The organism is Peribacillus sp. YIM B13481, assembly GCF_042787985.1.
In the GTDB taxonomy this organism is placed as follows: domain Bacteria; phylum Bacillota; class Bacilli; order Bacillales; family DSM-1321; genus Peribacillus; species Peribacillus simplex_A.
Map to the genome: position 1 here is coordinate 48318 of NZ_JBHZPE010000030.1, position 10809 is coordinate 59126.

Annotated in this window: 5 protein-coding genes and 1 pseudogene; 2 read left to right on the forward strand and 4 right to left on the reverse strand. The window is 39.2% G+C overall.

Annotated elements, in window-relative coordinates; all coding sequences use genetic code 11:
• Positions 1-461 precede the first annotated feature (461 nt).
• Positions 462-1850: a cytochrome P450 gene (locus ACFX4X_RS16780; RefSeq protein ID WP_377384849.1), complete on the forward strand. Its 1389-nt coding sequence runs from the start codon at positions 462-464 to the stop codon at positions 1848-1850.
• A 142-nt stretch (positions 1851-1992) separates the two neighbouring features.
• On the opposite strand, the gene ACFX4X_RS16785 is transcribed toward ACFX4X_RS16780, so the two are convergent.
• Positions 1993-2865, reverse strand: a complete 873-nt coding sequence (locus tag ACFX4X_RS16785; RefSeq protein ID WP_289321016.1) for a type IIL restriction-modification enzyme MmeI — start codon at positions 2863-2865, stop codon at positions 1993-1995.
• A 313-nt stretch (positions 2866-3178) separates the two neighbouring features.
• Positions 3179-3298: pseudogene (locus tag ACFX4X_RS16790) on the reverse strand (excisionase family DNA-binding protein); the annotation flags it as partial.
• 208 nt (positions 3299-3506) lie between these two features.
• Here ACFX4X_RS16790 and ACFX4X_RS16795 point away from each other — a divergent pair.
• Entirely contained in the window at positions 3507-4436 is a 930-nt protein-coding gene (locus ACFX4X_RS16795; RefSeq protein ID WP_377384851.1) for a glycine-rich domain-containing protein, read from the forward strand.
• 112 nt (positions 4437-4548) lie between these two features.
• Here the strand turns inward: ACFX4X_RS16795 and ACFX4X_RS16800 are convergent, their stop codons facing one another.
• Both ACFX4X_RS16800 and ACFX4X_RS16805 read right to left on the reverse strand, forming a co-directional pair.
• Positions 4549-9213: a hypothetical protein gene (locus tag ACFX4X_RS16800; protein ID WP_377384853.1), complete on the reverse strand. Its 4665-nt coding sequence runs from the start codon at positions 9211-9213 to the stop codon at positions 4549-4551.
• 191 nt (positions 9214-9404) lie between these two features.
• Positions 9405-10589 carry an MFS transporter gene (locus tag ACFX4X_RS16805; RefSeq protein WP_377384855.1) on the reverse strand — a complete coding sequence of 395 codons (1185 nt, stop codon included), beginning with the start codon at positions 10587-10589 and terminating at the stop codon, positions 9405-9407.
• Between the last annotated feature and the right edge of the window lie 220 nt (positions 10590-10809).

The window sequence follows — 10809 nt, forward strand, 5'->3', positions numbered from 1 at the left end:
TTAACCTATTAGATGTAGCCTCCCTCTACCCGTTCATCACGAGACAGCTCCTGATCGAATCGCCAATCTCTTCCAGAAACAAATTACTAATGATCAGTCTTTTATAAACAATCAAACTTAGTTTTCAAATCCAATAAAAAATATTTTGGAGCAGCTACTAAGGATAAGGATAACATTTTTCAAACAATAGTCTTCTTGAATTCATTATTATATTTTTCACCTGTATTCTTACGTTCCAAGACGGACACATCCTCTCAAAAATCATTGTAAGGACTTAACTAAAATGTGTCCATGAAACTATACTAACTCCATTATCCACATTTGTAATTTCATTCAATTTGTTTAAACTTTTTTTAAAAAAAATATTTGTTAGTCTTCTTTTTAACAACCTGTCCAAACCAATTTATACTTTCCTCATAGAATGATTACAAGTAATTATTTCGAAATGGAGGAACAAACCATTGAGTGACACAGATTTTTCACATGATTCTCCCAAGGGCCCAAAAGGAAGACTAATTACTGGCCATTCAAAGGAGTTTATTTCAGATACACTTGGCTTTCTTACCCACTTAGCAAAAGAATATGGAGATGTTGCTAAAATTCGTTTTGGACCTTTCCAAAATGTTTACTTCATTTCAAATCCAGATTTAATTAAGCAGGTACTTGTAACAAAACAAAAATCCTTCTTGAAATCTAAGGACTTCCATGCTTTAAAACCATTACTTGGAGAAGGCCTTCTTACAAGTGAAAAAGAAATTCACATGCGCCAAAGAAGGCTTATTCAACCTTCTTTCAAAAGGTCTCATATTAGCAATTATGCACAGGATATGATTGATATAACAATGAACTATATTTCCGATTGGAAAAACAGGGAAGAACGGATTATTACGGAGGATATGATGAGCCTTGCTCTCGGTATTATCAGCAAGACCATGTTCAGTATGAACCTCAAAGAAGGATATGACGAGCTCGGGGAACCTATAGAAGCATCTATGAGAATTGCTGTTAAAAGGATGAGAACACTTCTTCAATTGCCACTATGGGTTCCGACTAAAAATAACCGTGAATTTAAAAATTCGATACAAAGACTTGATACAGTGATTTATAACTTTATTGAAAAACGTAGGGCAGATGCAGAGAGACATGAGGACATGCTTGGGATTCTAATGGATGCTCGAGATGATGAGGATGGCTTAGCTATGACAAACCAGCAGGTACGTGATGAGCTAATGACCATTTTCCTTGCCGGTCACGAAACAACTGCAAACGTGCTTTCCTGGACCTTATACTTGCTTTCACAACACCCTGAAGTGGAAACTAAACTTTTCAATGAAATAGATAGCGTAATCGGCAATCGTAACCCTACTCCTGGCGATTATATGAAATTAACGTACACACAAAATATTATCAATGAATCAATGCGCATATACCCGCCTGGCTATATAGTATCACGGAAAGTGGAGGAGGATGTGGTAATAGGAGGATATCATTTTAAAAAAGGCGATATGCTCTTGTTAAGTCAGTATGTGATGCACCACAAGCCAGAGTATTTTGATAATCCAGAGTCTTTTAATCCTGAGCGATTTGAAAACAACTTTGTGAAAACTCTACCTCCGTTCGCTTACTTTCCATTTGGCGGAGGGGCGAGAGTTTGTATCGGTAATCATTTCGCAATGATGGAAGCTGTGCTTGTTTTAGCGTGCATTGCTCAACGATATCGGATAAAGCTTGCGCCGGACCATCATGAAGTAAAACCACTTCCGTCTATTACACTCAGACCAAAGCGTGGATTGCGCATGATAGTCGAAGATAGAAAAGAGTCTTTTCGTGAACCCTTAATTGATGATTAGTAATATGGATTTATGGCAGCCATTTGGCTTTGGAGTATTTGGGTGTGTTGGCCATTTTAGAAGACCCTATTCTTTCAGTGACCATTTTTAGCAGATTTTTCGTAGGAGTCATAATATCACGTTATAGATTTCTAAGAACTCACTATTTATTTTCACCTCTGAAACAAAGAAACAAAAGGCTGCAATGTTCTTCTTCAAGAAAGCATTGCGGTCTTTTCATGTTTCTGTTGGCAGCACTGGCAGAATATTGATAATCGCTTTTCATACGACCACAAGTCGTCCTCATCCAGGCCATGTGTACATTTGATGTTAATATGCCGAAATTATACAAATTGGCTTCAGAAATAATTAGTAAACTCCCATTTGCAATTACGTTAGGTTCAACAATTGATATAGGGATGTAACGTCTTCTTTCGGATGATACTTTTGGGATAGCTATATATTGACTGTCAGGCTGTCTTATTTCACCGAATAGCATAGGATAATCAGCTAATTTATTAGTAGCTATTCTTTTACTGGTTTCTCTAAATTGTTTTGTGTTTCTAATCCGGTCCATAATAAATCTTGATTTCCGAATTAATCTGGGGTCTGGAGTATCTTTGAGCCATAAACACCAACGAATTTTATTATTTATTAGTTCGTCACCGCCAACATATCTTTTTAATAAGATTTCTGTGTCGGGATTCTCATCTACACACTGTTTTTTTTCATCATTCGATAGTATCAAAAATCCATTATCTATGGGCATACTTCCATAATTTATTTTAGCAACATTCACGAGAGGATTTTTCCTGCTTTCAATAAACACAGTAGGAGCATCTACTAGATAAGGATTGATATTTTGGGTAAGTATTACTTCGTCACCGTCAAAAATTTTCTTTTTCTTGAGGGTACCTTTTGAAAAACCTATTATTACACAATGGACAGCAGCCTTTCCTTTTGCCTCATTGGTCCAGACAAAAGACCGGTAAGCAAAATCTATCACTATGCCATATTCTCCAATGATTTTTTCCATAAAATAGGTGTTTATTCACCTTGAACTATACTATTTGTGGATACAAATGTTGTCCTAACAAATGTATCTTGCATATATTGTACAGCTTTATAATACCTCGATTACTTTATTTGTATTATTGTTGGTTATTTTGCTATCCATTTTCTATCCTCCTGCCCAAAATACAAACGTATATTCCCCTATTAAGAATAGCATAAAGTTTATATTCTGTCTCAATTTTCAAAATATTAGATAAAAAAATACCCCCTTAAAAACCCAGACACATCAATGTGTTTAAAGGTTTTTAAAGGGAATAACATAGTTTTGTCTAAATGTTATTATATACCTGCTCACCGTCATGAACGGTGCGAATTTTATTTTGAACGATCAAACTTTCTATATAAGATTCCGGCATCGATAAATATTCCGCAGTCTCTTTTACTGTCAAGTACATGCCTTCACCCCTTTTCCTTACTAACTATACTAGATTGGAGGCATTATTTGAAGTGCTTGATCTTTGCAATTAAATAGCCCTTCCATACCAAAAAAAGGACGCATCCCGTTTCAGGGTTAAAAATCACAGTAATGACTTACAATCCCTTCCAATAACATGTAAGATAATGTTAAAGTAATATATCCATAGATTAAGAGGAGTGAACAAAATGACCTTCTTTTATGTCATTCTCGCGGCAATTTTTGCTGTTTTCCTGGTCAATTTCATGAAAAGGCAAAGTGAGCCGGCAAAATTGGAACGCTATCAAAATGAATTCCGTAAATACCATGCGGAAACTTTAGATCTGCATGCAACGGAAATCGTTTCAGAAGCATTGATAGAAAAGCTTAACAAAGCACTGGATATCGATTATATGGAAAAGGTCAATACTGAATTCCGACTGAAGCATCCAAGGGATTCACAGATAAGGGTCAATCAGGCATGGCGTGAATTGAAACGCTACTTGATTATGGCTGCTGTGTTTGGAAAAGTTGAAATGTTTAATTCAGTCATCGATGAGTTGTGGCATATCATGCTGGATTATGGACAGGAATATAATGAGTTTTGCCAGACTTTCATCGGTAGGGCCATTCAGCACCATCCTCATTCACAACCCGTTTTCAAACCTGAAGAACGCACTCTTTTTGACTTTTACTATATACAGCTATTTACGGTTGACTCCCCTTCAATCCAAAAATGGGGCAAGTTTTTCAAGCATGATAAAGGGCTAACGTTTCTCCGCGATTTTGAAACGATGGAACTGGAGCAGTTAAAAGAGAAATATATGCGAAAACCGACAAGTGCCCAAGCGGAACGGACCTTTGAATGTTTCACTTCCCAATTTAAAGAAAATCGTCCCTTGAAAGAATTGAATTGGCAGAAAAATTACAACCAGACGGACTACGCAGCTCCTGCCTATTTCACTTATGCCAGCACCGATGATTTTGACAGTGAATTTAAAGATATTTTTGGGAAAGAACCGACCGCGGTTTCCTCTGAATCCGGTCATGCCGTTCATGGTGGTGATCATAACAGTTCCCATGACAGCAGTTCTGATTCCTCTTCTAGCTGTTCTTCATGCAGCTCTTGTTCGTCTTGAGCATCAAAAAAACGCTTGGAAAATCCAAGCGTTTTTTTGATGCTCTATTATTCGTAACGCCGCTTAGCGCTTCTTCTTCATTAACCTTACAGTGGTTTAACAATACGATTAATTAATTCCAACGATTGAACCAATTCTTGATCCTTTGTTTATTTTTCTCAAGAACCTCCTTCGATGTCCGGTTGTCTTTTTGTTTTTTCCATTCAAAGAGAGATGCAATCCCGATAAGGAGCCCTCCGCCGATGATTAAATACAGCCACCAGGGCATCTCGCCCCACATCGAGTTGGTATTCATATAGACATTGAATAAAATGGTGCCAGTTCCAGCGATGAAATAGGATTTGTATTTCATCATGAATCCAAAGAGCATAGCAGCCAATGACACTGTTCCGATAATGAGCGCATCATATAAGGTGTTGCCCGCCATTGCATCAATGATCAAAACTGAAAACAGGAGGGAAACAATACCAATCTCAATATATTGTGTGATTTTTCCTTTAACAAAGATTTTCCTCAGCAGAATGGTGCTGATAATGAAAAGCGGCAGAATATTTACCTCCACCTCAAGTACCGCTGGTATCGTAAATTGATCGGTGATGACCCAATAGGGATAAAGACTGAACAATATCGCTGCAGCCAATTGGATTTTTCTTTCCATCGTTCCTGTCGTCGTGCTTCTCATTAAAATGAAATAGGCCGGAATCAGAAGTGCCACGATGATTTCGAGAATGAATTGTGGTTCCCCAGTCAAAACATCCATGTTCATGGCAAGAAGGAACAGCAGACCATAGACTCTGTAAAAATCCAATTGAAGTCCTGCCCCGCCTTTATTCAGCATGCCTTTAAAGAATTTCCTGCTTAATAGTACCATCATGGCCGTACACCCAAAAAGGATTGTCGTTTCAACGAAAGGCCGTAACGTGTCCGCATACATGATGATGGTCCAATACGGATACAAACTGAGAATTCCCGTCAGCCAAACATAGATGCCCTTTTCTTTTACATCCTTTGTGAAACTGCCAATCAGGATGAAGTAAACCGTGATCAAGAGTGATGCAAAAACCTGGAGTAACTGGCTTGGTGTTTCAGTTACTGCAACTCCCCTATTCATGGCAAGTAAAAATAGCAGGCCATATACTCTGTATGCATCGATGGTTATACCTGTTTCTTCCCTTTTGATTAATCCAGTGAAATAACGTCGGCTTAAAAATAGCATTCCTAACATACAGCTGAAAAGGACCATCAATCCCATTACAACAGAGAGGCTGTCGGCATAGATGACGATGATTAGGAAAGGATACAGACTGACTATAGCAGCAATATTGGAATAGATTTTCCGTTCTTGCTTTTCCTTTGTGAAGCTTCTCAGGAAAATGAAATAAGCGGTTAACAAGAGCGATACAAAGACTTTGAGTAACAGTTGATCAGTTTTATTAAAAACCTCTACATTCAAATCGATCATAAAGAATAAACCATAGATTCTGAAGGGATCAAAGCTGGTGATGCCTGATCCGTTTTTCTTGAGTAACCCGCTGGAATACAGCCTGCTCAACAACAACATTCCTGCCATACAGCCAATAAGAACAGCCAAACTCGTGAAGATTGGGAGTGTATGTGCATAGTCTTTGATCATGATAAACGGAAAAATTCCGATGATGGCCGCTATCCCTGAGTAAATGCTTCTTTCATTCTTATAGATCGTGAGCCTTCTCATCAAGATGAAGTAGCTAGGCAACAGCAGGGAAACAAAAATCCCCAAAATCGCAGAACCTGTATCGCTCGTAAACACTTCCAGATTCAGAGTACATAGATATAACAAGCCATAAATCCTATAATAATCAATGAATCTCTTCGATTCCTCTTGGCTGACCAATCCTTTGAAATGGCGACTGCTGGCAAACACCATCACAGCCGTGCATAAAAATAATACGATAATCGTCATAATCAGGGGTAATGTATTTACATACATATTGTAAAAAATGAACGCCAGGCTTAGAGGAACCACTACATAGTTCCGCCAATTCCTTTTCATGAGCAGATACCAGGTAAACAAGAACTGTACAGTCATCACCCCGACCCAGACCAATCCCCAGTCAAGCGGAAAATCCCGGATTGCCGTTTCCAATATGGATATGCTTATGCCTAAATGAATGAATGGAATAAGGTAATACTCCATGATGCCTTTCCAATTCTTATTGGAAACCGCCCACAGAATGGTTATGATTCCAGTTGTTATCATCAAGCATATTGATGTAATGAATACCATTTGCCCCATGTTTGCCAAAAATAAGTGGACCTGTAGGAAAAGAACTGAAAACCCTAGGTACGTAAAAACGTATTTTTCCCATTTCACATGTGCCCGCCAAACACTCAAAATATAGATCAACAGCTGTGCAGTATATAGGAACGGTGAACTTTCCGTATTGACAATGAGCAAATATCCAACAGGAATCGCCAGTATATTGGCAAGGTGACTTGCGTAAATGAAGTACTGTTTCCCATTTTTCGAATAATTCCCAAGCCATTCCCCTAAAAGGAAAAAGATAATAGGGCCGGTCAGCACGAACGCAATCTTCAACACCATTGAACCAAAATCAAAAACATCGTAGAGCGAAGCATATAAGCCGGCACTTGAAATCACGACAGGCACCCAGAATATGTGCTTCCGATGTATATGGACGGACCAACCATTTATTGCAGCAGCTACGGCAATCACTCCGCTTGCCTCTAAAGGATTCAGTGAATTGAACGGAATCCATAAAAAGGAAAGGAAGGAAAGAATCTGACCACTATATGCAAAAACAGGAAAGAATTTATGATATCCCTTTTTTAATGTGTAAGCCCCACCGATGGAAATCAGGGAAACCCCCATTAAATAGAGGCTGACCGGGATATTTGAACGGGCCCACTCTAAACTTTCCAACAAATATGGATAGAAAGCAACCAAAGCCAGAACGAAAGTGATTGGAAATCCGTAAATGGCGTTTTCCTTCATATGCTTTGTATCGTCTTTTATATATGTGATGAAGAAAAGTCCAGAGATCATGGCGAGGGCGGCGCTAACTGCAAGCCAATCCATCTCGCTGAATTTACTGGTCAGTATCATTAACATGATCATTGGGGAGATAAGTAAGATACTCCTCCTAAACAGGCTGTACCTTGGGTGGTTATATAAATATAATCCAAGATATTGAATGACCTGAAGGATAAAAATCAGATTTAAAACGGTAGAAAAAGAGACTGGCAAGGCAAAGAAAAGATATACGAACGCTAAGTTGAAAACAACAACCGCCGGGTACGTGAAGCTTGAATTTCTCGATTGAAGGGAAACATAGACAAGCTGTGCGGATACTATCATGAGCGCGATGAATATTTGCGCATAGTTTTCCTGGTACACCATTGCGTTTATATATAGGAAGACAATCCCGCTCTCAATCAAACTGGTAAACATGAAATTCCTGGAAAGCTTATTCATTTTGAATTTGGCCAGATATTTTGAAAGAGCTGTAAAAATGATTGGTACAAGTGCAAAAGCAATGACCACGTACTCACTTAAAAATGAATTAAAAACAAAATGGATATATCCATAAGTGAAAACGGCACTAAAAGCCATTTCATAATGTTTCTTTTGGAATTTAACGGAAAAAACTAAAAACAAAACAGAAAAGACCATCAACGTTAGCGAATAGACAAAGTTACTTGAAAATAACGTCAAGATCGCAAAGGCCTCCACGATGATCTTAAACTGGATGAATTGAAAAATGAATGGTTTGAATATCGTTAAGGCTTTTTGACTTTTCAATTGTTCAATATTCCATAAAAGTATTAAGTTAAGAATGCCAATCGTCAAAAACATCCACTCGATAGTCGGCGTCACAAAAGCTAAACCGAAATAGCAGGTAATACCGAACGTGAATATGGAAATGAATATGAATATTTTCGACTTAAAATAGTCAGCGATCTTAAAATAAATGGCTAAGCAGAGTAATCCTCCAAGAAACCCCAGAAGCCCCCGCCCCCCACCATTAAGTGAAAGGTACTCTCCAAAAATCCGATAATATGAAGCTGATAAAATCGTAATCGGGATAAATAAACCCGCTAGCGTCAGGAATGCAAAAGCGGTCTGTTTAATTTTCAGCTTTGAAGCGATGAAGGCCATTCCCGCAAAAATGCCGGATACCATTCCAATGAAGAAAACTTTCAGGACTGCATTCAAATCCCCCCATGAAGAGGTTGCCAAAATCACCCCGCCGAACAGAAGCAATATGACCCCCGTAAGCAGGATGACAGAGATATTCCGTTCCCTGATCTGCTCAGGTGTTTTCTTCGGTTTTACTGGTTTTGCTGGTTTCTCCCGCTTGATTTCCTGCTGTTCAATAACCGGTGTCCTTTCAGGGATTCCCTTGATAGGTTCAAGACTATCCTCCAAAACTGATTCATTAGGCTCAAATCCGGTCTTCTCATCTTTCATTATCGATTTTTTCAATCCACCAGATTCCAGTAATTCCAATGAAGATTCTTCAATCAGGCTATCTTGAACCTTCTTGTCGGGACTTTCACCGATAATCGTCTCAGGTCCTTGAATGGATTTCCTTTTTTCATGCTCTAAGCACTTTTGTTTATAGAGGGCTAATTGGAAATGCCTTTCGTAGGCCTTGCTAATCCGGATATATTCTGATTTAGGGATGAGCCGCCTTTCCCATAAAACACCCAGCTCTTCTTGGAAAATGCGCTTCCTGCTTTCTAATGTCATTTCTTCGTTTGAAGAATCATTCATCCCCAGATTCCCCTTCCTTCTATTAGGCCTTATATCATCGTATGTATATTCTCTTTTTGATAATAACAAAGTTTTTCCATTTTTTAAATATTAAGGATGATACCCTGATAAAACAACGGAAACCAGTGTCTTCCTCCCGACTCAAAAAAAGAATGACTTCAACTGAAGTCATCCAAAGTCTTAATTGATTTTTACTTTTCCTCGCTCCTGATAATGCATAAATAAACGATCATTGATATGAAAATCGAGACTGCTGCCGTGATATAGATGCTTCTATAGCCTAAGAGATAGCCTATCTGTCCGAACACAATAGCACCTATACCCACTCCAAGATCGAAAAAGGAAAAGTATGTTGCATTCGCCATCGCCTTTCGATTGGCTGCCGTCTTTTCAATCGACCATGCCTGAAGCGCCGGCTGAACTGAGCCGAACCCAAATCCATAAAGCACTGCCGCGATGTAAAGGACCGCTTCACCCGGCATCCACGCAAGCAGCAGCATCCCAGTCATGATGAGCACTGTTGAAGGAATGAATATTGCCCGATGTCCCCTTCGGTCATATAATCGACCCGAGAATAATCTCGTGACCATGAGGGCCATTGCATATACTAAAAAGTACCACTGAATTCCATCTACCCCTTTTTCCGCTGTATAAAGAGGAAGGAAGGTTGCAATTCCACCAAATGTGACGGAAATGAAGAAAATGAGTAAAGATGGCTGAAGGGCACTTTTTTCATATATATCGAACCTTTTGGCTGCCACTGCCGTCGAAGGATCACTATCCACTTTTTGATATCGAATAAGTGATGCTGAAATGATGGCAAACAATCCTAATAATGAACAGATCAAGAACAACTCTTGAAACGGAAGGACCGTAACTAGAAATAGACCCAATGATGGACCGAATGCCAATGCTAAGTTACCCGACAAACCGTAGTAACCCATCCCCTCACCACGCCGTTTCGCGGGGATTATATCGGAAGCTATTGTTCCTGAAGCCGTTGATGAAAATCCCCAGCCGACGCCCTGTACAATCCGCATCATGAATAACAAGCCGATGCTGCCCATAAAACCGAAGGAACCCACGGACAATGCGAAAATGGCTAACCCGATAATAAAAACGATTCGCCTTCCCTTCGTTTCCAATAATCTGCCGGCAATTGGCCGAACAAGCAAGGCCGAAAAAGTAAAGATTCCAAGGACAGCCCCCACCAGACGGTCATCACCACCAAGCTTCTCAACAAACAGCGGGAGGGTCGGCATCGTCATTTGAAATCCCATGAAGATGCATAGATTTGCCAAACAGATCATGATAAAGTCACGTGTCCAGATTTTGTCATTCCCTCTTACCCGTTCATCCACTAAGGTTTCCCTCATATCCCTTCACCTTCTAATTAAAATAGTCATTGCCAGTTTACTAAAAATGGTTAAAATAAGCGAATGATTTATTTCGTGTACCTAAATATATATCAAAAGAAAAGCCCAGTATGATGAACTGTGCCCCATTTTACGGACAGTATAAAAAAGTGCCTAAGCAGCTAATAAATGGTCCCGGTATTGTACCGGGGCCATTTTCCTTAGCCCCCATTGATAACGA